The organism is Paenibacillus sp. ACRRY (genome assembly GCF_022346995.1).
In the GTDB taxonomy this organism is placed as follows: Bacteria; Bacillota; Bacilli; order Paenibacillales; family Paenibacillaceae; genus Paenibacillus.
In genome coordinates this window covers 164,399-188,899 of record NZ_JAKRNM010000005.1, presented here as the reverse complement: position 1 = coordinate 188,899, position 24,501 = coordinate 164,399, and the positions used below count along the sequence as shown (strand labels likewise).

Sequence of the window (24,501 nt, the reverse complement as noted above, 5' to 3'; positions counted from 1 at the left end):
GAAAAACATGACGAATCTCAGGAATATTTCATTTTCAGTGAATGGAAATTACTTCTTGGCGCTCAGGTTTTGAATCAGGCGCAGACGATCATCCTCGGATAAACTGTATTGAACTTGGAAACATCCGGAGCAGACATACATTTGTACCGTAAACGGTGCATCCAGCAGGGAATCCGTTCTTGAAACTGCGTTGGCTACAGGTGTGAATGTGTCCTTCGTAGACGTTTGGGTACCTGCTAGAATCATGAATTCACGGCAATGTGGACATTCCGGTACTTCTTCTTGCAGATCCAGCTGTTTCTCCACGCCTTCTTCATATAGGATCAGATCATTGCCTTCGTCCGCGTATTTGGTTAGTGTTCGCAGTTCAGGCAGTTTCAGTTCGACTTCATCTCCCCACAATGCAGCGAGGTCAGTGGTTTGATCGCTGTCCTGAGCATCATCTACATCATAAATATCGCTTACTTCTTCTTCATCCTCTTCTTCTCCAATGTTGATGTTCAATGTACGATAACCCTTCAGTTCATTGTGACAATAAGGGCACTCTTCTTCGGGACCCAATTCCTCATCCCATACAATCTCGGTGTGGCACCACGGACATACTGTTGTTTCCAATTGAATCAACCTTTCTTTTATACAATCTTATTGTCAGGTGTTCATGACGTATATAACACCGATAGCAAAAAACACAATGGAAGCCGCAAACAAAATTCGTATCAATATCTTCATGCCAGGTCCCCCTACATGATGCTCGCGCCGATGACAAATGACAACGAGACAGAAATAATCATGGATATCAAGCCCACTGCCCGGTTATCCCGCTCAATTTCCTTGTCAATGGAGAAAACCGGTGTCAGAAACTCAAACAGAAAGTAAGCAATAAGCAGTAGAGCAAAGCCTACAAACGACCATGTCATGGCTTCATAGACAGAAGACTTGGCTTGTATGCAGAATCGAAGCACATTACAGATCCCGAAGATCTTGCCTCCCGTAGCCATGGCAACAGCCACATTGCCTTTCTTGATCTCATCCCAACATTTGTATTTGGTTACAAGTTCAAAACAAGCCAGAAACACAAGCAGCTCCATTATGGCTACTGAGAAAAACCCGAGTACCATCCCCAAGGGATGAGACAGCAATTGGTCAATCGTCCCTTTCACTCCCTGTTCCCCTTCCCTGTTCCACTGCCCCTCTCACCACGCAGTGGAACAACGTTGTTTCAAGGTCCGGCTATTCCAATTCTGCAACGGTTACGCCGTTTCCGCCTTCTCCGTAATTGCCCAGCCGGTAACTTTTAATATGTTTATGCTTACGCAGATAATCCTGAATACCGGAACGCAAAATTCCAGTTCCTTTACCGTGAATAATATATATCTGACCCAGATTCGCCAGGAAGGCTTCATCGATAAAACGGTCCGTCTCCATCAATGCTTCCTCCAGATTGGTTCCTCGCAGATCCAGTTCACTCTTCACGTTGTCATCACGTGTACGCTTCATGCTAGTGACCGGTTTTTGCTTAGGCTTAGCTTCTGGCGCAGCTTGCTTCAGTTCCAGATCATCCAGGGATACTTTCATTTTCATAATCCCCAGCTGAACTACGGCTTCTTTGGTGCCCGATAATTCCACAACATGCCCTTTTTGGTTCAAGCTGTACACATGCACTTCATCTCCTGGGCCGATCGCTCGGGTTTTTGGTGCTGATCCCGTACGCTTCACTGTCTTTTTGCGTCTCTCCGGCTCAGCTTCATCCAGTTGTTTGCGAGCAGCAATCAGCTTATGCTCTTTCACGGATGCGCCTTCCTCCATCGCAAGCTGACGCAGGTCCGCAATAATTTTCTCTGCTTCGGCTCTCGCCTTATCCACGATGTTACGAGCATCTTCCTCCGCTTTTTCAATGCGGCGTTCACGTTGCTGTTCCAGCTTCTCGAGCTCGGACTGATGACGGCTCCGCAATTTCTCCATATCCTGACGGAGACGCTCTGCATTTTCCCGTTCCTGCTCGGCTGTAAGCCGGTTTTCTTCAAGGGAAGCAATCATGTGTTCCACACGCTGATCCTCTTCCTTCACTTCGCCACGAGCATAATCGAGAATGTATCCTGGCAAACCAAGACGCTCAGCGATCGCAAATGCGTTGCTTCGTCCCGGAACACCGACCAATAAACGGTAGGTCGGGCTTAGCGTACTCACATCAAACTCCATGCTGGCGTTAATGACACCTTTACGTTCATAAGCATAAGCTTTCAGCTCACTGTAGTGTGTTGTCGCTACCATGCGGCATCCTGTCTGATGCATATGTTCCAGAATGGAGATCGCCAGTGCCGATCCTTCAGCAGGATCCGTCCCTGCACCAAGCTCGTCAAGCAGCACCAGACTTTTGGTAGTCATATTTTTCAGAATACGGATAATGTTCGTCATATGGCTGGAGAACGTACTTAGATTTTGCTCAATGCTCTGCTCGTCCCCAATATCGGCATAGATTGCGTCAAATACACAGAGCTGACTGCCATCTTCAGCAGGAACGAACAAGCCGGACATCGCCATCAGGCTTAGTAATCCAATGGTTTTGAGTGTTACTGTTTTACCACCCGTATTCGGCCCCGTCACAATAATGGATGTATAATCATTGCCCAGTTCAATGTCGGTCGGCACTACGTTTTCAATAGCAATCAGCGGGTGGCGCCCTTTTTTGAGCTTAATAAACCCACGATCATTCATGCGCGGCAAGGTGGCTTTTAATTCACGGGCATGCCGTGCTTTGGCAAAGATAAAGTCCAGAGAGCCCAGCAAATCAACATCATACAACAGCCACTCACCCTGCTCACTGACAAGTGCTGTCAATTTCTGCAAAATCACTTCGATTTCGCGTTCTTCCCGGATTCGGGTCTCACGTAATTTATTGTTCATCGCAACAATGGACTCTGGCTCGATAAACAGCGTGGCTCCTGAACCGGACTGATCGTGTACGATCCCGCCGAAGTAGGAGCGGTATTCCGCTTTTACCGGGATAACGAATCGATCTCCACGAATGGTTATTAGCTGATCCTGAAGCATTTTGGATACGGTTGAGGAACGAATCATGGAATCCAGCTTCTCACGGATTCTGGCTTCCCCTCCCCGCAGCTCACGCCGAATTTGAGCCAGCGTTACACTTGCACTGTCGGCCACTTCTGCATTGTCATCAATACAGACGCGAATCGCGTCTTCAAGTGCTTTTTGCTCCGATAACTGATCGCTAATAAAGAACAGGGATTCAATCTTCTCATCTTCGTGAAGAGCGGCAATTTGGCGCTTCAAGCGGCGAGCAGCCAAGGTTGTATTGGAAATCCCGAGGAGTTCATGCGGATTCAGGGTTCCTCCAATTTCGGCCCGTTTCACGGATGCCGTGATGTCCACAATGCCTCCAAACGAAGGCGAGCCCTTCAGACGATCAAAAGTGAAGGCTTCATCAGTTTGCTGGAGCAATCGTTTTACTTCTTCCAACTCACTGATGGGTTCCAGTTGTTCCGCTTTCTTCTTACCCATGGTTGTTTGGGCATAGCTTTGCAATGTATTTAAAATTTTGCGGTATTCCAGTGTGTGTAAAATTTTCGTGTCCAATTGTACAACTCCTTCCAAACTATATCTGTATTATAACGAAAGAAACTTTACTGCGCTATTTAACGAATCCTTCCACACATAAGTTCTGACATCATGCCGCAAACTACAGGTGTCAGGATTTTGCAACCTCTCCATGTGCGATGGATCCAGATGCATAATCCGATCTGAACTTAAAGGAGGTAAACACATTGAACTTCTTGGGACATGTCGTACGTTTTATCATCGCTGCAATCGTATTGATGGTTGTCAGCTGGATCGTTCCCGGATTTGCTGTAGGTGGTTTCTGGAGCGCTCTGCTGCTCGCTCTGGTTATTGCACTACTCGGCTGGATCATTGAAGGCGTCTTTGGCAAAAGGGTCACTCCTTTTGGCCGCGGAATCGTCGGCTTCATTGTCAGTGCATTGGTGATCTGGCTTGGTCAATATATTGTTGACCATGTCGAAGTTAGTTTGCTTGGCGCTATTCTTGCTGCGTTGGTGATTGGGATTATCGATTTGTTCATTCCGGTATCCACACCTTTTGAAGCAGGACGAAGCTCCAAGAATAACTAAGAAGCACCTAATTATGCAACTGCATGCAACACCTGCGATTCTTCCTTCAACCTCTGATGGCCATATGCCAGATGAGGTTTTTTCATTTCCATAACCTCTCAGCCTTTTCTCGAGATTAGAGAGAAAATCTTACTAGCTAATCTTCAAAAAAACGACATAGCCTTCATGTACAGGCCTTACCATTTTGCGGTATGATGACTTGAGAAATGATTAAAATTTCATCTATATCATGCTTAAGGAGGCACATGATGAAAAAGACTATGGCTTGGCTTACAGCCTGCATGTTAATCCTGGTTCTCGCCGCTTGCGGAGGAGGCAAACAATCAGCAGACTCGGGCAGCAGCGGTGAATCCGATGCCGACGTAACCGCAAGCGAGGAACTTGTAATTAAGGCGAGCAATTATGAATTTGACCAGCCTGAATACCATCTTAAAAAAGGAGTCCCCGTTAACATTGTTTACGAAAACGTCAATGGTAATCACGGCATTCTCGTTCCTGAGCTGAATCTTCAGCTGGACACCAGAAACAACTCCAAAGTAATTACTCCTGACAAGGTTGGAGAATTTGAAATGTCCTGCTCCGTGTTCTGTGGAAGTGGACATAGCAGCATGATCTCCAAAATTATTGTCGAAGAATAAGTCCCAAGACAATGAGCCCCCGTAACGACGGGAGCTCTTTCTGTATTATAACAAATTGTACAATCGTACGATGCCCATGATTCCAGTTATGATCTGATGCCGTTAGGTCTGATCCTGTTCAATCAATTCGATCCATTCGTTATATTCCGTCTGCAATTTCGTATATTCATCCCGCAGCTGGCGATACTCCATGTTCAGCTGCTCTGCCTTCTCCTGCTCCATTTCGCGTTCAACCTGCAGCAATCGAAGCTGATTCGCAGCGAGTTCGTAGCGCTCGCCAATCTCCAGCAGTTCATTTTCCATCGTTTGTTTCTCTTCTATGGCTTCGTTACGGAGCTTATCGAGCTGCTGACGCTCCTGTTCAAGCTCCTCCACCTTTTCAACACTGGCGGCACTTTCCTTTTGCCAAACGTCCAATTCATTCTCAAGCAAGTTCCAGCGTTCCTGCCAGGATTGCTCCTGTACGGCCCATTCATCTGCACGACGCTGCCAGACCTGGTCCTGCTGTTCGGCTTGTTCAACCCGGGAGAGTAACCGGGTCTCCCGCTCCTTTAACTCATCCAGTTCTGATGTAAGCTCTGCCTGTTTCGCAGACAATTCTTCATGCTTAATCTGCCATTCAAGTGCTTCTTCCTCTGTCTGTGCAAGCAAGTTTCTATGTTCTGCGATTTGCTCGGATAGCGTGGCAGCATGCTCGTCGGATGCTGCTAGTGCCTGTTCCAGCGACAGCTTTTCTTGATCCAGCTCAACAAGCTTACGAGTATGATCCTCCTCACGCTGCAATGCATCCCCATAATCGCTGCGGATTTGTTTATAGGATTCCTGAAGTTTGTTCAGTTCTTCACGGATACGGTTCAGATCATCTTCAAGCTGTTCGCGCTCCTGCTGCACACGACTTGCCTGCTCGTTAAAACGATTCGCTTCTTCTCTGTACCCGCGAGCTTCTTCCTTAACCACGGTTAATTCATCATGAAGTGCCTGTACACCAGACTCCAGTGTTTCATTCTGTTCTGCTGCCTCAAGCACCTGAGTCTCCAGCTCTCCCATTTCGACAAGGCGCTGTTCAGCCAGGTCTTTCCATGATTTTTCGCTTTCGGTAAGCGTACTGATTTCACTTTGCAGTGTACGTACGGCAGCATGAGCCTGCTCCAGAACTTTCTGCAATCTGCGTTGTTCATTCTCGGACTTCTCTTCAGCCTCACGAAGCTTTTGAATATCTTTCTCAAGCAGTCCATGCTGCTCCTGAACTTTCCGAAGCTGAGCAGTAAGGGAAGTTTCTCTCTCCACCGTCTCGTTGTATTGTTGTTTCCATTCTTGTTCCGTTTCACGAGACTTCTGCAAAGCACTTTCCGTTTCACGCAGCTGCTCTTGGAGCTGGGTACTGTCTTCCTTCAGCTGCCCCAACTGCTGTTCAAGTTCCGTTATGCGCCGAGCTTGAACTTCTTGATCCTGTTTGCGCTGTGTTTGTTCCTTGCGCAATGCATCCTGATCAGCGCGTTCCTGCTGGAGCTGCTGCTCCTGAACCAGAGCCACTTCCTGTGCCTCTTTCAGCTGCTTGCGTATATCCTCTAGCTGGTTCTCTATTTCTGCTACACGACCCTCAGCTTGTGTGCGCTCGTGTTCCAGCTGTTGCAGCAGTTTCGCGCGCTCTTCCTGTAGTTTGGCTTCAGCACTAGTCGCAGCTTCGGTGGCCTGAGTAGCTGCCACTTCTTTTGCTTGTAGCAGTTGTTCCTCATAGGCTGCTTCTTTTTCCATCCATTCCAGTTCGGCCTGTTCTGAAGATTCATGGAAATCGGCTTTCAGCTTTTCGATCTCTGTTAAGTGTTCCTCTTTCGTTTGTTGTAGCTGTGACGCCTGCTCTTCCTGGATCTTAGCGAGCTGGGATTGTAACTGCTCGGCTGCCTGCTGCTTCGCCTCTTGCAAGCGCTGATCTGTTTGGGACTGAAGTTCACGGTATTGAAGCTCAGCCTCTTCCTGAACCTTCTTCAATTGACTCTCAGCCTGCTCCAATTCGGACAAAATCGCAGCCTCAGCTTCCTCTTTGGCTGCCTGTACCTGCTGTGTCGCCTTTGCCTCAATTTTTTGGCGTTCTGCTACAGCACGGCTCTCCGCTTCCTTAATCTGGGCTGCTGTCTTATCCTGTAGCTCCTTGTACTGTCCAGCTGCCTTTGCCTGGCTCTGCTGCAATTCGGCTGCAGCGCGTGCTTGCACTTCTTTTATTTGGGCTGCTGTCTTGTCCTGCAGTTCCTTGTACTGTCCAGCTGCCTTCGCCTGGCTCTGCTGCAATTCGGCTTGTACTCCCTTCAGCTCAGCAGCTGCCTGGGCCTGAGCCTGTTTGAGCTGGTTAGCCGCCTTCTCTTCTGCTTCTTTCAGGCGCAATTTCAGCTTCTCTTCGGCTTCCTTCAGCTGAGCAGCGGTCTGTGACTGCAATTTTTGTTCACGTGCTGCAGTCTGACTTCGCTCCTGTTCAAGCAATGCTTTCAGCTTGTTTAATTCATCCTGCTTCTCGGATTGCAGCTTCGCCATAGCCTGCTCTGCCTCAGTCTTCTGCTTGGTCGCTTCAGAAAGTGCCTGGTCTCGACGCTCCAGCTCCTTCTGATGTTCACCTTGAATCGCATTCAGCCTGTTCAATTCATTTCGAAGTTCTGTCCGTTCACCAGTCAGCATTTTCAGTTCATTTCGAATCTCCTGGGTCTGAAGAGACTGCTCAGCCATATGTACAGCCGCCAGTACCGCAATGCGCGGGGTATCCAGACGGGAATGGTGCTTGGAAATTGCGCTCATGCGCTCATCCACCAGATTAGCTACTTGTTTCATATAGTCGGCACTGCTGCCAACCAGTTTATAGGAAGTCCCGTAGATCTCTACGGTGACGCGTGTACGATCAGGTGTAGTCACAGTTGTGCCCTCCTTCAAGTCTGTATGTTGATTCTAAGCTGTAATGACAAAAAAGTCACATCGATCCTCTAATGCTAAGGATTCGATGTGACTTCAAGCAATTCCTGCTAATTGTTGTTCAAAAAATTGGCTTCTGTTCTATTTGCGCAATTCTGCTCCGAATTGCTCCTCCAGACGGGCAACCACACGAGCATGAACCTCGGTAACTTCTTCGTCCGTCAGCGTACGCTCGCGGTTACGATACACTAGCGCCATGGCCACACTCTTCTTGTCTTCACCCAGTTTGCTGCCTGTAAACACATCGAATACCTGTACCGTTTGCAGCAGCTCACCTGCAGCCTCACGAATCGAGCTGAGCATAGCTCCTGCTTCAATGTCTTTGCTTACGACTACGGCAATATCGCGTTCAACAGCCGGGAAACGCGGAAGCTCACGATAACGGATATCCACGTCTGCTTCACTATAGATTGCCTCAAGAGCAATCTCTGCGATATACACATCGTTCAGATCATATTGTTGTTGAAGTTCAGGATGCAATTGACCCATGGTACCGATCAATTTACCTTCACCGCCGTCCTTCCCTTCCAAAAACACGGAGGCAGAACGTCCCGGATGGAACCCTTCCGGACTGTTTGCAACAAGACGAATGCGTTGTTCTAATCCAACATAGGAGAACAGGTTTTCAAGCGCACCTTTCAGATCGAAGAAGTCTACTTTTTCTACCCCTACATTCCACTGCTGAGCGGCACGGTTACCTGTAAGCAGTAAGCTTAGGACCGGAATTTCATGCGGCTGCTTCGTCAGCTTTTCTTCTTCAGTGAAGAACACGCTGCCCACTTCGAATACAGCAAGTGAATCCTGTTTCCGGTTCATGTTGTACACTGCTGCATCCAGCATTTGCGGCAGAATGCTTGTGCGAAGCACGCTGCGATCCTCACTCATAGGCATGGCCAGCTTCACAGCCTTGCTTCCTTCAGTCAATGCCGGGAACAAGGACGCTTTATCCGGATGTACAAAGGAGTAGCTAATCATTTCCTGCCAGCCACTTCCTGCAAGCAGGCCACGGATGGTACGGCGCATCGCCTGGGAGCGCGTGTAGGCACCTGGTGTTGTCGGTCCTTCAATCAATGTGGTAGGAATGTTGTCGTATCCATACAAACGGGCAATTTCTTCAAAGAGATCTACGTCGCGGGTAATATCGCCTCTGCGCGTTGGTACTTCCACATCAAGCAATCCTTGTTCAGCATCGCCGCATGCAAAGTGCAAACGAGCAAAAATGGTTTTCACTTCAAGCAGTGAAAGGTCGGTTCCCAGATAACGGTTCAGTCTGTCCAGTGACAGCTGGATAACAACCTTTTCCGCCACTTCGGCTCCAGCTTCCACGATCCCCTGGTGTACCTGACCTTCAGCATAGCGCTGAATCAATTCAGCTGCACGGTCCAGCGCCGTGATAACAGCCCCCGGATCAACTTCCTTCTCAAAACGCATGCTTGCTTCGGAACGCAGCCCCAATTGGCGCGACGTTTTCCGAACCGTTCCGCCGTCGAACTTGGCGGACTCGAGCAGCAGATTGACTGTGCCTTCCGATACCTCGGAGTTCTCGCCACCCATAACACCTGCAATGGCTACCGGTTTCACACCATCGGTAATCAGAAGCATATGCGGTTCCAGCTTACGCTCCTGACCATCCAGAGTCACGATCGTTTCGCCTTCCTTAGCCATGCGTACTTCAATATGACCTTTTTCCAGTTTATCTGCATCAAAGGCGTGCAGCGGTTGACCGTACTCCAGCATCACATAGTTCGTGATGTCCACGATGTTGTTAATTGGACGAACACCAGCTGCAACCAAACGGTTTTGCATCCAGAGCGGAGAAGGCCCTAGTTTGATACCTGTTACATAACGGGCTGCATAATGACTGCATTGTTCCTGAGCTGTGATTTCCACCGATATATGATCGGCCGCAGAATCACCGACTTCAACCAGCTGTTCTTTCGGATTAGGCAGCTTCACTTCACGACCCAGAATGGCGCCAACTTCATAAGCTGCACCACGCATGCTCAGGCAGTCGGAACGGTTTGGTGTCAGGTCCAGTTCAAGCACATGATCGTCCAGACCAAGCACCTGGCTGATTGGTGTGCCGATTTCCGTTTGCTCCGGCAGAACAAGAATGCCTTCCTGCTGATCTTTAGGGAGCAGCTTGTCGTTCATGCCGAGCTCTTTTGCAGAGCAGATCATGCCAAGTGAAACGACGCCGCGCAGCTTGGCTTTTTTGATATCCAAACCGCCAGGGAGCTTCGCTCCAACCAGGGCTACGGCTACCTTTTGACCCGCATCCACATTTTTCGCACCACATACGATCTGAAGATCCTCTTCCTGACCGGCGTCAATGATGCATACGTTCAATTTGTCCGCATCCGGGTGCTTCTCCTTGCTCTTCACATACCCTACAACCACTTTGTTTACGCCCTGGTTGCGGTTCTCCACTACATCGATTTCGATCCCTGCACGTGTAATTTTCTCTGCCAGTTCCTGTGGCGTCACACCTTCAAGGGCAATATAATCAGACAGCCAATCTGTCGATACTCTCATGGACGTTCACTTCCTTAATCTATAAATTGGTTTAGCTATCTTGTCTTTGCGCTGCTTATTGTAAAGTTACAGCCGTCCGAATTGCTTCAGGAATGCCATATCACTGTTATAGAAATGACGAATATCATCGATACCGTACTTCAGCATCGCGATACGTTCTACGCCCATACCGAAGGCGAAACCGCTGTACTTCTCAGGATCATATCCACCCATTTCCAGCACCTTCGGATGAACCATTCCACCGCCCAGAATTTCAAGCCATCCGGTTTGTTTACATACTCGGCAGCCGCTGCCGCCGCATTGTACACAGGTTACATCCACTTCAGCACTCGGCTCGGTGAACGGGAAGAAGCTTGGACGCAGACGAATTTCAGTGTGAGCACCGAACATTTCACGCACAAATTGCAGCAGTGTACCCTTCAAGTCGCTCATGCGAATGTTTTCGCTGATGACCAAACCTTCAACCTGATTGAACTGGAAGGAATGCGTAGCATCGTCATCATCACGGCGGTATACTTTACCCGGGCAAATGACTTTGACAGGTACTTCCCCTTTCATGCTTTGCATGGTACGTACTTGCACCGGAGACGTATGGGTACGCATCAGCAGGTCTTCTGTTACATAGAAGGAATCCTGCATGTCGCGCGCCGGGTGATTTTTCGGCAGGTTGAGTGCTTCAAAGTTGTAGTAATCCATTTCCACCTCAGGACCTTCTGCTACGCGATATCCCATGCCGATGAAAATATCTTCGATTTCCTGTACCACTTTGGTTAGTGGATGCAGACCGCCTTGACGTCCACGACGCCCTGGCAGGGTGACATCAATGGTCTCGGACTGAAGACGCTTTGCCGTCTCTTCCTTCTGGAACTGCTCCTGCTTGCTGTCGATGACTTCCTCAATGGCACCGCGAACATCGTTGGCCACTTGCCCGATTACGGGACGTTCCTCTGCACTAAGCGCACCCATGCCACGCAGAATTTCGGTCAATGCACCCTTTTTCCCCAAATACTTCACACGCAGATCACCAAGCGTCTGCGGATCGTTCACGCCGGACAATTGTTCCAGCGCTTCAATCTTCAATGCTTCTAAACGTTCTTTCATGTGTAATTGCCCCCTTTATGTGGTGTTATTGCAACAAAAAAAGGCCTTTTCTCCCCAAAAGGGACGAAAAGACCGTGGTACCACCCTTGTTAGACATCCAGTGCTGACTGGCCCTTCCGGCCTGTAACACGTCTGTCTCACTCTGTACGGAATAACGACCGTTAACCGTTTGCCCCTACTGTTGAGCCCCAGCAATTGTTGCCAAGTCAAGTTCAGGGAACCGCTTCGGAGTGAATTTCGGCAGCCTTGTTCTACAGAAACGCTCTCAATCTACGGCGCTTCCTCCCTGTCCAGAGGCACTGCTTACTTGTCTCCATCATCACGTTTGTTAATGAATCAAACCTATATCGACGTATTTATCGATGATCGTTCATAATTATATGCAAATTCAATCGAAATAGCAAGCCAGTCAATCATCTAATTTTTGCTCGCATCCTTCCGCCTAAGCTGAATTAGCCGCTCTTGAATGTCCCTGATCTCTGCGGCTTCCACAGCACGTTCATCAGCAGCTTCCGGATGTGCAAAGGTATCTTTCCCCGCATCGCTCATGGGAGATAGCAATTCGGAAAGTCGCATTTCCAGGCGTAATCGTTCATCGTCCGATTCCCGTTGGCCAAGTGAAGAATCTCGGAGTTTCCTCGACTGTTCCCAATCCAGAACTCCTCCTTCAAATACCGTAACCTTTCCTCCTGGCTCCAGATCAAGCAAGCGATTCGCCAGCATCTTCGTCAGCATTCGGTCATGAGAGACAAGCACCAGAGCACCCGAAGCCTGTTTTAATACATTCTCCATCACTTCCTGGGTATCAATATCCAGATAGTTTGTTGGCTCATCCAGAACTAGCAGGTTGGCACCGCCAAAGTATAATCTCAAAAACGCAACCCTGCATTTCTCTCCCATACTCAGGTTTCCGATGCGCTTGAACACATCCTCTCTGGTAAAAAGAAAACATCCCAAAATGGTTCGTGCTGCACTCTGAGTCATGGATGGGAGACTGAGCAAGCTGTCCAGCAGAGTCTGATTCTCGGGAAGTCCCTCAAGCTCTTGAGAAAAGTAACCGATCTTCAGCTGTGGATGCCTTCTCACTACACCCTGCTCTGGTTCAAGTTCACCAATCATCAGCTTCAGCAGGGTCGTTTTACCCGTACCATTCGGTCCACGTACGGCAAGCCGGTCCCCTCGCCCGACGGCAACTCCCAGATTGTTAAATAACGGCTGTCCCTCCGAATATGCAAAGCTTACCTCTCTCATTTCAAGCAGCTGGCGTGCCGCTAACGTGTCAACTTGTAGTTCCATGTTTAGCTTGACTGTATCACGAGGTTTTTCTACCCGCTCATTCTCCAGGCGTTCCAACTGTTTCTGTTTTGCATGGTAACGCGAAATGTTTTTGTTGGCTTTGGCTTTGTAAAAGCTCTGAGTGATCTTTACCTCCACGTCCGTTGCTGAATTGTGGGCCTTATGGAACCACTCCTGATAATTGCGAATGGTCTCTTCAAGGGCTTTGCGCTCCAGTTCCTGTTTGCGGTATAGGGTTTCCTGTTCACGCCGTTCCCTATCCTTATGAACTTTGTAGTCAGAATACCCGCCTTTATATTTGGTCAGCGCTTGCGCACTAAACTCAATGACACCTGTTGCTACCTGATCAATAAAGGTCCGGTCATGTGAAACAAAGAGCAGCGTGCCCGTGTAATTGGATAGCCACTCTTCAAGCCAGCGCATGCTATCTTCATCCAGATGATTTGTCGGTTCATCCAAAATAAGAAATTTAGGTTTGCTGACCAGCAGTCCTGCCAGCCTTGCCTTGGTTTTTTGTCCGCCACTCAAGGAATGATAGGATCTGTTCCAGTGCTCCGAGCTTAAACCCAGACGGGTCAACACCTTCTCCACCTCGGTCTCCCACATATAGCCGTTCAGCTGCTCATATTGCTCCATGGCTACAGTATAGGCTTCAAGCAGCCGCTGCTCATCTTCACTCCCGCTCATGCCCATGCGCCGTTCCAGTTCTTCCAACTCACATTTCACTTCATAGATCCGGCCACTTTCCTTCCGTACCGCATCCAGTACCTTCATTCCGGGGTCAATTAGAGAGCGTTGACGCATGAAACCCCACTCCTTCTGCGGGACGTGGCGCTCAATATGTCCGCCTCCCTCCTCTTCCCCTAAAATGATGCGTAACAATGTGGTTTTGCCGCATCCATTGCGACCGAGAATCGCAAGCCGCTCACCTTCGTTAATTTCCAGATTCAATCCGGTAAACAATTCCATTCCGTTCCACTCTTTTGATACTTCATGTAGGCGTACCATTGTCATCATATGATTTCATCTCCCTGCGTTAAAAATCAAATCCATCCCGAGCTTCTTCGAGATGATGCCGTTAATCTCGATCACGCAGTGCTGCCTCGGCCCGCAGGAAACCTTAGACATCATTTCCTGAACAAAAAAACCGCTGGCATCCGCCGGCGGTCTGGCAATTCAGGTTTGGATAAAGCGTCAAAAAACAAGCATAAGGTACACCCAGGTATGACAAATAAACACCCAAAAAGGGTACACAAGCCATAATACTCGGCTCGCTCACACACACCTGATCCCATTGCCGAATTTGGACACACGAATCCCCTCATTGCTCAGCCGCTTCGGCTGACTGCGTCATACATCTTCTGCAGTTACTGGGGTTCAATTCATGTGTCTTACTTCATGGGACGTGTGGTTACCTCTCATTCATGTGTAGTATCAATTTCTCCGTTATTGTACCAGAAGTTGGGGTAATTGCAAAGCTTTGAATGAATGCAAGAAATTACTGCACTTTAATTACTTTGAGTACAAAAACAAAACCCTCTTGTTATTAACAAGAGGGTTTTGTTGAAAAAATTAAGCGGGTGATGGGAATCGAACCCACGCTATTAGCTTGGAAGGCTAAAGTTCTACCATTGAACTACACCCGCACGATTGAATCTTAACATACTTTTTACAAAAACTAATATAACACGTTCATCCAGTCCTTGCAACTTTTAATTCCCATTTTCTCCTTTCTGGTCTCAAACGAAAAAGACAGAAGCGAATCCCGCTCCTGTCTGATGGCTATCCAGTAGGTTTATCCACATCTCGTAAAAACCGTTTTTCAAAATCAGCCGCCACAATCGGTTTACTGAAGAAGTATCCCTGTGCTTCATGGCAATGCTGATCCCGAAGGAACACCAGCTGCGACTCGTTCTCCACCCCTTCAGCTGTCACCTTCAATTGCAAATGATGAGCCATGGACGTAATGGTGGAGACGATCGCTGCATTATTGCGATCCTCCATGACTTCGTTCACGAATGAACGGTCAATTTTGAGCCGGTCAATCGGTAGATCCTTAAGATAATGCAGCGAACTGTATCCTGTTCCAAAATCATCAATACTAATTTGCACACCAATCTCTTTTATTTTGCGAAGTTGTTCAAACGCACGATCTTTGTCAAATGTCATACTTTCGGTAATCTCCAGTTCCAGCCAATCAGGCTCCAAGCCAGTTTCCCTCAGTATGCCGTTGATGTTATCCAGTAGATGGGAATGTCTGAATTGTCTCATCGAGAGATTGACAGACACACACAGTTTGCGGTAACCAGCTTCCTGCCATAGCTTGTTTTGCACGCATGCCTCCCGAAGAACCCACTCGCCCAGCGGTACAATTAACCCGCTCTCTTCCGCCAGTGGGATAAATTCTGCAGGGGAGATCGAACCTCGCTGCGGATGCTGCCAGCGTACCAGTGCCTCCATACCAACGATTAAACCACTCGCAATATTGATCTGTGGTTGATATACAAGGTAGAATTGACCCCGATCCAGCGCTTTGCGCAAATCGTTCTCCAGCTGCAGTCGTTCCTGTGCCTTCATCTGCATCGCGTGAGCATACCGATTCAATTCAATCCCCTGTTCCTTCGCGTTATGTAGGGCAGTATCCGCATTTTGAATGATTTCCTCCGGGGACCCCCCGTCATGAGGATATATGGCCATGCCAATCCCAAGCGTAATATGATAGTCGTTACCATCGACCATAACCGGTTTTTCAAACAGCTGCAAAATCGATCTTGTTCGGCGCAAAGCGTTCTCTGTGGTCCAGAAATCCGTCATCGTGACCACGAACTCATCCCGACCAAGACCATACACTTCTTCGCCCGGCAGAGACGATTGCTTCAGACGCTGCCCTACTTGACGAAGAACACGGTTAGCGGCCTGCTGACCGAGGGAGTCGTTAATTGTTTTGAACCGGTTGATATTCAAAACGAGTACGCCGACAAGCTCGTCCTGCTTCACTGCTTCGTCCATCAATCTTTTGAGTCTCTGGGAAAGGCGGCGGCGATTCGGCAGTCCCGTTACATCGTCATGATGAGCAATATAGTTCATTTTGGCTTCAGCAGCCTGCTGCTTCAGAAACGGGGTATCCACTACCGTTGTATAAAGTCCTTTTTGTACAAAGAAATATCCCAGGCAATTCATCCACAATGCAAATAATAGATTCAAGTCGCTGACCTGCGTTGCAGAAATCAAATAGCACTCTCCGTAGAAGAAGCACAGGGCTCCACACAGAATAGAAGGCAAGTCCCCATCTTTGCCCTTTTTCCATTTTAAAAACAACATAAATGCAGTGATCCCGTACAGAAGACCGATCACGAAGTGAATTCTCGTAAACGTTTCGCTGAGTACTTCTTGCTGAGTTAATTTGGGTAGCCAGCTCCATTCCTGAACACCCGCTGTGTACAATATGACAAACGTACCCAGCGTTCCGCTAAATAGTAAAAATTTACGCGGTAACGCAATTTCTTTTTCTCTCACTACATAAATAAGCAATAATCCCACTGTACAGACCACAGAGCCCAGCGTCATCATTTTGAGCGAAAATTCAGATTCCATCATCGCGCCACTCGGCATTTCTTCCGCATATGAAACGATGTGAATCAATTCAAACAGGCCAATCAACAAAAAGAGCGTTGTGATCATGATCCTGCGCAGGGTTAGCTTTTGGGTCTGGAACAACCAGCTTTGGTTGTAAATACCGATACAGGCTGCAGCTGCAGCGAATCCGCCAAGTAGCGTCAGCACAGGGTATCCGGATATGATTAGATCAGAGCTTGCCGAGGAACGATACCATTGACTTACGAGGAAACACAATAAGCCGCCTAGTGCGACCCAACTTACTTTTCTCTGATCTTGCGAATTTACCTTCATGCCTTGTTTTTCCTTCCCGGGATCACCTATCCTGAATAACCTTTAGCCCTCGCCTGTGACGTTAAGGTTTGAAAACTTTCATTATTACACCATTCGACAATAAAAATTTACCAACGTTCAATTCACATGCAATACATGCTATCTGGTACATAATAACATTTAATTCTGCGGACGTGAACTAAAAAATAGTTGAAAATAGGAATATGTATTCACATCCACGTAGAAAAACAAGGTACTAAGAACTAAAAAAACATGAATCTCCAGTTGGAGTTCATGTCCTTTTAGTTTACAACAGTATTTCAGACTATTTTCCCACACAAAGTACATTGCAGAGAACCTGATAAGTGACCGTTGCTGTATGGATGTTTGCCCGAAATTATTTATCAAAATTCACTTCAGGCGTTGTCAATTTATCATAGAAATCCACTACGTTATCCTTCTCAGTTGACGAACGCAGGGCCATTGCCGAACGCGGATGCTCGTCGAGTGCTCCTGTGATCATATATGGCAGGATGTAGCCCCATTCTTCTTTTTCGCGAAGAGGAACCATCAACTGTTCCAATACGCCAAGTACCGGACGCAAGTTGTACTTTGTTCCCTTCAAATGCGCCACAAGAAGTTCAGTCGGGCAGTTACCTGCTGCACGGCCCATACCATATACGGAAGCATCCAGTAGTTCAACGCCAAGCTCAGCAGCCACAAGCGTATTGGAGAATGCAAGCTGCATGTTATTGTGAGTGTGAACACCGAGACGTTTGTTTGGCAAATGGGTTTTGAACTTTTCAACGAGGTACTTCACGTCGTTATGGTCAAGGCTGCCATAAGAGTCAACGATGTACACAACGTCTACGGAGCTCTCTTTGATCAATTCGAAGGCTTCAAGCAATTCGTTCTCCATAACATTGGACAGAGCCATGATGTTCAGTGTTGTTTCATATCCACGATCATGGAACGTTTGAACAAGTGCCAAAGCTTTGTCCACATCTTTGCTATAGCAGGCTACACGGATCAGATCCAGCATGCTCTCGCTGCGTGGCAAAATGTCATTCTCGTCCACACGTCCGACGTCAACCAGAGCAGACAATTTGGTGTTTCCTTTTTGCGGGATCACTTTGCGCAGGAAGTCATCATTCAGGAAACGCCATGGTCCAGCTTCTTCGGCACCTTTCAGCAGTTTCGGCGAGTTTTTATAACCGATTTCCATATAATCAACGCCTGCCTCATTCAAACCAGCATATAGCTGTTGAACGAAGTCCACGCTAAAGTCCCAATTATTTACCAATCCGCCATCACGAATGGTACAATCTACAATTTTGCAATGATTTGTCTTCATTTGTCTGCTCCTTTTCTGACCAACTTGTGTATTCCTCTCATGATACTTGAACGTGACAAGAAAAGTAAAGGGATAAACACGTTATTGGGTCTAATGGTTCTATCGGGACTTCCAGTTCCGATCAATCTCGGACATCTCGGAAGGATTCGGAGCTTTTTTTCCATAACGAACCGCGTTATAGGCACTTGTTAAAATGTCGGAAAATCTCTGCGTCTCTTGCTTGTCAGAGGATTGCTTATGATGCAGGATTTTCTCTGCTGCTTCCAGCGGAGTCTGTGCAGCTTCAATTTCCACCCCTCGCTGTCTGGCTTGATCTATCCATTTTCTGTAGTAGTAACGAACGCGCTCCGCCTCCTGTGACGGGGGTGTTTCTTTTTTACGGAACCAGGGTTTGCGTGCTCTCACGGGTGTTTCCAAGGTTTCACTAATATCGATGTATTCAGTCCGCGGCTCGGCCCTCCGTTCCCTGGGTTCCATAATCCCCCTCAATCGGTCCATAAGCCGGTGTATTGTCTTTCGTCCCAATCGGAAGATAAGCCATAGAATCAGCGCAGCAGAAGCACCTAGAACGAACCATCCCAGCATATCCCAGAAAACAGATGGTTCTGACCGCTCTGTCACTCTGCCTGGAAGCATTGACGGGTCAATACCAGAGATCGGCGTAATGGGCAACTGCGCATCGGAAGACGGGCCTATTAATCCCCTGATCCATGCGAGTAGGCGATCACGCAGTGGAGCGAGCCAGGCAGCTAGACTGGGAAATGCTCCGATACCTGCAATGATTAACAACATCCATATCAACCGCTGATGATTCGCTCTGTTGAATTCCCGGAGCACAATCTTTCTCTTCCCATCATTTAACACCGCTCTATCCATCTGTGAACTGTAGACAATAAGTAGACAAGCAACAAAACTGATGAAGCCTGTTGCATATAAGGTTCCTCCATATGTCTGCAACGGGTATAAGGGCTCGAACCAACGTGATAAAATGCCTCCTATAATAGAGCCGACAACACCGAAGACCTGCCATCTCCACATCAAGGTGGAGCGAAGCGATGGTTCTGGCGCCAAACCTACAAAAGCCGATATTGTCCCCCACAGAAGGGCTGTGATTAATTCCGGTCCCGTAAGTCCAGTTATCCAAGCCCCGATAAAGGATACAAATACACCTAGGAGCAGAGCTCCAACTAGCCGAAGCCACATGTGGGTTCCTAATCCTTGAAACCTGTGGCCCAGCAGCACGCCGATGCCGCTTGCCAGAGCGTAGATTACCAGCAGAATATAAGGAAAATGACCGTTTGCATAGAATGAAGTAAGCGTCAACAAAGGAAACACATAAACGCCTATTAACAGCGTCGCGAGCAGAGATATCCCTAGGCTTGATTTACTTTCCCAAGTCGGATCACTCATGCACTCACCGCCTTGTTGTTCTTTGCACCGCTGTAATCTGGCTCCACAGGCAAAATGGTTACCCGGTGTCCCTGTTCATGCAGTCGAGCAATCTCATGCTCCATGGCAGAAGAAACGTAAGATGTAATCAAAAGATAGCTTCGTACCTGCTGAGCTTCCTCATTGCGCTTCACTTCATCATTCAGGAATTGTTCCATGGGAACCATACATTTCAGTTCAGTTTCAGCCATTGCTTCCAAAAGCAGCTCCAGATGTGGGCTGCCATAATCGGGTTCAATTCGAAGGGGATCACGCCCGCCATTTACCCGATAGCCGTTATGAGCGAATCCGGCGGGCAGTCCTCTACCAATCGCATCGGCTGCAGCAGTTGCAGCATAGCTCAGCGCTCGCTCAATCGGCTCAGGTCGGGTTACTACACTCCACATATCCTCCGACTCCTGAATGTTTACAATAATCCAGGACTGTGGATCAGCTGTCCAGCCTTGCTTGTACACCTGCAGCTCACCGGTACGTGCGCTTGCTTTCCAATGAATTCGGTTCATGGGATCTCCTGCTCCGTAAGGACGTACGCCAAGAATAAGAAATGGATCCTCCACAATCCAGCGTGATACCTCAACCTCCCCCTGCCACACTTGATAAATGGCAGGCAGATCTTCGGCCGCTACCAGGGCAGGATATACGATCATGGACAGATGAACAGGAATTGGTTGGGTATTGCGCCAGACGCCGAACAAATCTCCGCCTGTCATGGTCACGGTATTCAACGTGTATATACCACGTTTACTGCACATAAACGGATGCTTGCGTATAATTCTCGTAAACGGTTTTAGAGTAAATATACTTTTGTGATTCTGGTAAATATCGCCTTGACTAATATCCATGCCCGAACCGCTCCGAAATACAAAAGATCCGGGCATCATCGCTTCAAGTCTCAGCCAGGGTACGGTGACCCGCTTCTCATTCGCTATCGTCTCCACCATCTCAAGTTCATCGCCTGCGTAACAGCGCAGTTTGCTGAATTCACGTGTATACTTCAGCTTTCGTAATGCCGGGCGTCCAAACCATATACCTTGTATGCCAATAATAATGCCCCCTACAATGACAAGCCATAATAGTGCCATAATTACCGTCCACTGCCGGTGCCAATGCTCTCCGTTGGCACCTCTGCCTGGCTCAGAATCTCATGAATGATCCGCTCCGCAGCGCCTTCCTGTTGTCGCACCCTGTTACGGAATACGAGTCGGTGAGCCAGTACAGGTTCAGCCAGAACCTTGATGTCATCTGGTAAAACATAATCCCTGCCATGTAATGCTGCCCATGCCTGACACGCCTTCAGTAAGGCTTGCGCTCCCCTCGGACTAACACCAAGCGAAAGCTCAGGATGTCTGCGGGTCTCTTCTGTAAGACGAATAATGTATTTAAGCAGGTCTTCTTCGACCTGGACGGACTGGTATGTACGCTGCGCCTCAAGCAGCTGCTCACGACTTAATATGGATGTAAGATCGCTAACCGAACGACCGGCTACAGTCCTTCTCAGAATCTCCACACTTTCATCACTGCTTGGATAACCCATCCGAATTTTCATCATGAATCGATCCATTTGCGCCTCAGGCAGCGGGAAGGTCCCCTGATTATCAATCGGGTTCTGGGTTGCTATCACGATGAATGGTCGTTCCAGCTGCCTCGTTGAACCGTCAATACTGATCTGTCGCTCTTCCATGCATTCCAGCAAGCTCGATTGGGTTCGCGGTGTAGCACGATTGATCTCATCAGCCAGCACAAGGTTCGCGAACAACGGCCCGGCTCTGAATTCGAAGTCACCAGACTTTTGATTGTAGAAATGAATCCCCGTCAGATCAGACGGCAGCAAGTCAGGGGTGAATTGTATGCGTTGAAACGTACAATCCAAAGATGAAGCTACCGATTTGGCTAGCATTGTTTTGCCTGTACCTGGTACGTCCTCAAGCAATACGTGTCCTGAAGCGATAATTGCGGTCATGATCAGTTCTATGGTCCGCTCCTTGCCTACAATAACCTGTCCCACATGATTCGTCAGATTTTTATTCATCTGTTCCATTTCCTGAATATTCATCATGCACCTTCCTTTCGCAAGCTATGAGTATGTATCCGCATTCATTCTAACTATAACCCATAATGCTTCCAAAAAAAAACAAAAGGAACCGGCCAACAAGCCGATTCCTACCCATACTGCCGTATTACACTAATGGGAGCATAATCATAAACCGGGTTCCTTCACCCTTTTTACTGTCAACGGAGATTGTGCCCCCATGGTTTTTGATGATGCGATAACTTACCGAAAGTCCCAAGCCTGTCCCGCTCTCTTTAGTCGTGAAAAATGGATCGAACAGACGTACAAGCGTGTTGTGATCCATACCCTGACCGTTATCTGTAATAGAGATCTGCACATACTTGTTCTCGGTTTCTGTGGAGATCCGTATGAGTCCTGTATGCTCCTCGCCTACGCCCTCGATGGCATCCATTGCATTTTTCACCATATTCAGAATAACCTGCTTAATCTGTTTAACATCAATGGAGACGTTCATCGGCGAGTCTGCTTCATCCAGGGTAATCTCGCACCCTTTCATCAAGCCTTCGCTTTCCGTTAGTAAGACCACCTCTTTGAGTAAGGAATCTACCGACATAATTGTCTTCTGTGGTGCCGAAGGTTTGGAGGAATTCAGGAATTCATAAATAATATCGTTCGCCCTGTCAATTTCCGTCAATATGATCCTGGCGTATTCATCTTTTCCTAATTGCAGCAGATGCGGGCGCAGCAGCTGTATAAACCCGCGGATCGCTGTCAAAGGATTGCGAATTTCATGCGCGATGGATGCTGAAATGCGTCCTAACATGGCAAGCTTGTCATTCTGATAAGCAGTCTGTTCTATTTGTTTATAATCCGATACGTCCTTGACACTGAACAAAAAATCTCCATCCATCTGATCTCCGTAGGTTACCGTGACCAACCAGTGCCTTCCATACTCATCAATCAGCTCATGATAGCGCTTACGGTGGAAGATGGTCTCCCGGTAGATGCGTAGAATTTTCTTTTTCTTGAATCGGCTCATCTGTGGATGATGCAGCATTTGCATCAGGGTGCAGCCGCTCAACAGACTTCGGGGAAGCTCCAACAATTTTGCCATTTGAACGTTAATAAACGTCAGTACACCATTACTGTCAAACAACATAATACCGCTATCCAAATGCTCCAGGACATTTTCATATTTGTTGTGATCCAGATGTACAGGCGGGAATCCGTTCGTTGGTTGAGGCACTGTATCCTGAAATTCACTAATCATGACAGGTTCCTCCTTTTCACGTAAATGATAAACTTGCCATTCGGACATCATATCATCACAGAAACAGGAAGGGCCGATTTATTTTTCATTACCGGTGCCCTTTCAATTGGGGGGCTGAGCCGAAAATATGGATGGCACGTCCGGAACCTAGCTGGTCTATTCCCGGTAACCAACAATTGATCCGGAAAATAATATATGTTTGTTCCATTCAAAACCTTCTCCTATTCCCAAACACGAACATTTTATTTGCTCCGCCTCTTTTGCAAGTCTGTTTTTATCATAGACAAGTTTATAGAAGAGAGTCAATCAGAGAAAGTGTCGAATGGAAATTATTTTAAGAAAAACCTCGAAATACCCGATTTTCAAAACACAAAAACGAAGCCTTTTCGCAACTATCGCGAATCAGCTTCGTTTGTATTCAAATGATTACATAACGATTTATAGCATGATCATCAAGTTAATCTATAGTCCGCTTTTATTGTGCTGAATCTTAAGTCTGCGCTGGCTCATTACGGCTAATCGCCGTTTGAGTTCGCTCTCCCACTTCTCATCCTTCATTTCCTTGGCCAGTCTTAGGAGGTCGAGTGACATGTCAATCTGTCGCTGAACAATAACCATCGCATCCTCGCTCTCGCGGTTGACGCAATTTTCGAAGATTGCATCCTCATCTTCAGTCACATAATCCTGAAAGTCAATCTCGGAAGCTCCATCACCATGCGCATATTCAGCCAGGATTTCATATTCATTTTCCACTTTGTAATGCACTTCTACCCGGTGGCATACCGGACAAAACAGCAGGGGAACATTATGAACCTGGGTGCGGTAATGCTTCAGCGTGCCCTTTGTTCCCACCATACTTGCCCCACAACAGTAACTCATTTTTGTTCACCCTCCTTATTACGTGCCGAGACCTTTTATGTAGAATGGGTCTCCCTTGCACCTGCAGCTTTTCTGAAAAAGAAATCGTTCCATCAGTGTATCTCATTCATTACCATATTATCATGGTGATGGCCCGAAAATATTTACGGGGTTTCCATACCCTATTCGCCTCGAAGGCCTTCAATTCCTCTTTCAGGAGATGTTAAATCCTCTCATTCCTATAATACATCATTAACACGTTTCTTGCCCTGTCTAAACACCCTAATACAACCTCCAAATTATTATTTGGGTAAAAGGGTGCAAAAAGCCCTCAATCCCGAATGGGATGAGGGCTTGAACAACAAACGTTCAAGTTAATCAGGCTTACAGGTTGTTGTCGCCTGGTTTCCAGTTCATTGCACACAATCCGCCGGATTGCAGAGCTTGCAGTACGCGAAGTGTTTCTTCAACACTGCGGCCTACATCGTTGTGGTTAACCACTTGGTATTTCAATTCGCCTTCTGGATCGATGATGAACAGACCGCGCAATGCAACGCCTTCTTCTTCGATCAGAACGCCATAATCTTTAGCCACTTGCTTCGTGATGTCGGAAGCCAGTGGGAAGTTCAATTGACCCAAGCCATTGCTGTCTTTAGGTGTGTTGATCCAAGCTTTGTGGCTGTGTACGGAGTCAACGCTCACGCCAAGAATTTCTGTATCCAAAGCTTTGAATTGCTCGGAAGCATCGCTCAAAGCTGTGATTTCAGTTGGGCACACAAATGTGAAGTCCAAAGGATAAAAGAAGAATACGAGCCATTTGCCACGATAATCGGACAGTTTAACGGAACCGAAGTCTTGTCCGTCTCCCGATACTGTTTCCATTGCGAAATCTGGTGCTGGTCTACCAACCAAACGTTCTGCCATAACTAAAAATTCCTCCTTTGGGATTATGTAAGCATCCATATGGATTGCTCATCATCAAGAAAAACGCGGACGCT

The 24,501-nt window shown here is 47.6% G+C and carries 17 protein-coding genes and 1 tRNA gene; 2 read left to right on the top strand and 16 right to left on the bottom strand.

Annotation, left to right across the window (positions count from 1 at the left end; all coding sequences use genetic code 11):
* Nucleotides 1-48: 48 nt before the first annotated feature.
* The 3 genes from MH144_RS19245 to MH144_RS19235 all read right to left on the bottom strand — a co-directional run bounded on the left by MH144_RS19245 (nt 49) and on the right by MH144_RS19235 (nt 3,597).
* On the bottom strand, nt 49-624 hold the full coding sequence (locus tag MH144_RS19245) for a hypothetical protein (protein WP_343226071.1): 576 nt from the start codon (nt 622-624) through the stop codon (nt 49-51).
* Between the two features lie 116 nt (nt 625-740).
* Nucleotides 741-1,160, bottom strand: coding sequence for a DUF350 domain-containing protein (locus MH144_RS19240; protein WP_164764308.1), 420 nt, complete (start codon nt 1,158-1,160; stop codon nt 741-743).
* A 70-nt stretch (nt 1,161-1,230) separates the two neighbouring features.
* On the bottom strand, nt 1,231-3,597 hold the full coding sequence (locus MH144_RS19235) for an endonuclease MutS2 (protein WP_239302913.1): 2,367 nt from the start codon (nt 3,595-3,597) through the stop codon (nt 1,231-1,233).
* Between the two features lie 188 nt (nt 3,598-3,785).
* On the opposite strand from MH144_RS19235, the gene MH144_RS19230 reads away from it, so the two are divergent.
* Together MH144_RS19230 and MH144_RS19225 are read left to right on the top strand one after the other, a co-directional pair.
* Complete coding sequence (locus tag MH144_RS19230) at nt 3,786-4,148, top strand: phage holin family protein (protein ID WP_127539412.1); 363 nt, start codon at nt 3,786-3,788, stop codon at nt 4,146-4,148.
* 248 nt (nt 4,149-4,396) lie between these two features.
* Nucleotides 4,397-4,786: a cupredoxin domain-containing protein gene (locus MH144_RS19225; protein ID WP_239302912.1), complete on the top strand. Its 390-nt coding sequence runs from the start codon at nt 4,397-4,399 to the stop codon at nt 4,784-4,786.
* Nucleotides 4,787-4,888: 102 nt separating this feature from the next.
* Here the strand turns inward: MH144_RS19225 and zapA are convergent, their stop codons facing one another.
* The 13 genes from zapA to MH144_RS19160 all read right to left on the bottom strand — a co-directional run bounded on the left by zapA (nt 4,889) and on the right by MH144_RS19160 (nt 24,427).
* Entirely contained in the window at nt 4,889-7,684 is a 2,796-nt protein-coding gene (gene zapA, locus MH144_RS19220; protein ID WP_239302911.1) for a cell division protein ZapA, read from the bottom strand.
* A 138-nt stretch (nt 7,685-7,822) separates the two neighbouring features.
* Entirely contained in the window at nt 7,823-10,276 is a 2,454-nt protein-coding gene (gene pheT / locus MH144_RS19215; protein WP_239302910.1) for a phenylalanine--tRNA ligase subunit beta, read from the bottom strand.
* A 66-nt stretch (nt 10,277-10,342) separates the two neighbouring features.
* A complete protein-coding gene (gene pheS / locus MH144_RS19210) occupies nt 10,343-11,377 on the bottom strand; it encodes a phenylalanine--tRNA ligase subunit alpha (RefSeq protein ID WP_095288315.1) in 1,035 nt (344 codons plus the stop codon).
* Nucleotides 11,378-11,794: 417 nt separating this feature from the next.
* Nucleotides 11,795-13,690, bottom strand: coding sequence for a ribosomal protection-like ABC-F family protein (gene abc-f, locus MH144_RS19205; protein ID WP_239302909.1), 1,896 nt, complete (start codon nt 13,688-13,690; stop codon nt 11,795-11,797).
* A 558-nt stretch (nt 13,691-14,248) separates the two neighbouring features.
* Nucleotides 14,249-14,319 (bottom strand) — tRNA-Gly (locus MH144_RS19200).
* A 136-nt stretch (nt 14,320-14,455) separates the two neighbouring features.
* Nucleotides 14,456-16,582 carry a bifunctional diguanylate cyclase/phosphodiesterase gene (locus tag MH144_RS19195; RefSeq protein ID WP_239302908.1) on the bottom strand — a complete coding sequence of 709 codons (2,127 nt, stop codon included), beginning with the start codon at nt 16,580-16,582 and terminating at the stop codon, nt 14,456-14,458.
* Nucleotides 16,583-16,958: 376 nt separating this feature from the next.
* Nucleotides 16,959-17,915, bottom strand: coding sequence for an aldolase catalytic domain-containing protein (locus MH144_RS19190; RefSeq protein WP_239302907.1), 957 nt, complete (start codon nt 17,913-17,915; stop codon nt 16,959-16,961).
* Nucleotides 17,916-18,014: 99 nt separating this feature from the next.
* On the bottom strand, nt 18,015-19,325 hold the full coding sequence (locus tag MH144_RS19185) for a DUF4129 domain-containing protein (protein WP_239302906.1): 1,311 nt from the start codon (nt 19,323-19,325) through the stop codon (nt 18,015-18,017).
* Nucleotides 19,322-20,446 (bottom strand): DUF58 domain-containing protein, encoded by a 1,125-nt coding sequence (locus tag MH144_RS19180; protein WP_239302905.1) that lies wholly within the window; start codon nt 20,444-20,446, stop codon nt 19,322-19,324. Before MH144_RS19180 ends, MH144_RS19185 begins: the two co-directional genes overlap by 4 nt.
* Nucleotides 20,447-20,448: 2 nt before the next feature.
* Nucleotides 20,449-21,417: an AAA family ATPase gene (locus MH144_RS19175; protein WP_239302904.1), complete on the bottom strand. Its 969-nt coding sequence runs from the start codon at nt 21,415-21,417 to the stop codon at nt 20,449-20,451.
* A gap of 124 nt (nt 21,418-21,541) precedes the next feature.
* The gene (locus MH144_RS19170; protein ID WP_239302903.1) at nt 21,542-22,645 is read right to left on the bottom strand and encodes an ATP-binding protein; all 1,104 of its coding nucleotides are present in this window, start codon (nt 22,643-22,645) and stop codon (nt 21,542-21,544) included.
* A gap of 462 nt (nt 22,646-23,107) precedes the next feature.
* Nucleotides 23,108-23,524, bottom strand: a complete 417-nt coding sequence (locus MH144_RS19165; protein WP_024628323.1) for a hypothetical protein — start codon at nt 23,522-23,524, stop codon at nt 23,108-23,110.
* Nucleotides 23,525-23,887: 363 nt separating this feature from the next.
* The gene (locus MH144_RS19160) at nt 23,888-24,427 is read right to left on the bottom strand and encodes a peroxiredoxin (RefSeq protein ID WP_183521295.1); all 540 of its coding nucleotides are present in this window, start codon (nt 24,425-24,427) and stop codon (nt 23,888-23,890) included.
* Between the last annotated feature and the right edge of the window lie 74 nt (nt 24,428-24,501).